Annotated in this window: 1 protein-coding gene; it reads left to right on the forward strand. The window is 50.9% G+C overall.

What is annotated here, in order from left to right:
- The coding region (locus ACE1TI_RS21730; RefSeq protein ID WP_375009586.1) for an IS1182 family transposase at positions 1-1,539 on the forward strand (1,539 nt) is incomplete at both ends.

Below are 1,539 nucleotides of genomic sequence, written 5' to 3' on the forward strand. Positions count from 1 at the left end.
TTTCCAAGAGTATACCATGAATCAGCTGTATCTTCCTATGGATTTTTCGGATTTAATTCCCGAAGATCATGTCGCCCGCATTGTAAGCGGGATGATTGACGCGTTGGATGATCAGCTGTTTTTTGATGCCTATAAAGGGGGCGGACGTCCCGCGTACCACCCCAAAATGATGGCGAAAATTGTGTTGTACGGTTATACACAAGGGTTATTTTCCTCCCGCTCTATCGAAGGAGCCCTGAGAGAACACCTGCCCATGATGTGGCTGGCCGCCAGCCAGTCGCCCGACTTCAACACGATCAACCGGTTTCGTTCCGAACGCTGTAAGTCGTTAATGGGTACCTTATATGCGGAGATGGTCCGCCTCTTGATCGAAGAAGGGTATGTCGATGGAAAAGACTATTTTCTCGATGGCACCAAGATCGAAGCCAATGCCAATAAGTACACATTTGTCTGGCGGAAAAGTACCGATGGGTATGAGGAAAAACTGCAGGCGAAAATCGAGGACAACCTGCGTGCGATTGAAGACGCCATTGAGGTTGATATCGAAAGCCTAAAACGAGAAGACGACACATTTCAACGGGAACGAATCTCCCGGGAAGCCTTGGAAGAGGTCGCTGAAAAAGTCGAACAGGAGCTGCAGGCACAAGAGGACGCCATCGAAGCTGCTGACACGGCCGATGAAAAACGGGCGAAAAAACAAGCGGCCAAGCCTCTACGCCAGTTTCATCGAGCATTAACGAAAGATCACCTTCCCCGCCTTCAGAAATACGAAACCCAAATGGGTTTATTTGGCGAGCGCAACAGTTATTCGAAGACGGACGTGGATGCCACGTTTATGCGCATGAAAGACGATCACATGATGAACGGCCAGCTCAAAGCCGGGTACAACGTCCAGGCCGGCACGCAAGACCAGTTTATCCTCCACTATTCGGTCCACCAGAGTCCCACGGATGCCCGGCTGCTTGCGCCCCATTGGGAGAGCCTCAAGGAAACTGGACGCGAGCTGCCGAAACACCTGATTGCGGACGCCGGCTATGGAAGCGAGCCCAATTATATGTATCTTACCGAGCAAGAGGGGCTTCACACGCTGATCCCGTACAACACGTATGAACAGGAACAAAAACGCTCGTTCTCGAAAAAAACATATCATCCGCACAACTGGACCTACGATGAAAAAGACGATCTCTATTGGTGCCCGAATCAGCGCAAAGTGACCTTCCGCCGTTACAGCCGTCGCACGGATAAGTATGGGTATCGGCGGGATTTTAAAATCTATGAATGCGAATCCTGTGAAGGATGCCCGTTCAAAGCGGACTGCACCACCGCCAAAGGCAACCGGAAAATCTATTACAATCCGGTGTATGAAGAGCTCAAAGCCAAGGAAGCGAACAAACTGAAAAGCAAGGACGGACGAACACTCTACGCGCGCCGAAAAACGGACGTGGAGAGTGTATTTGGTCATGTCAAACAAAACCTCGGGTACCAGCGATTCCTCCTGCGAGGGCTGGAAAAAGTCCACGTGGAGTTCGGCTGGGTAGC

This window comes from Alteribacillus sp. JSM 102045 (genome assembly GCF_041949975.1).
Classification (GTDB): Bacteria; Bacillota; Bacilli; order Bacillales; family Marinococcaceae; genus Alteribacillus.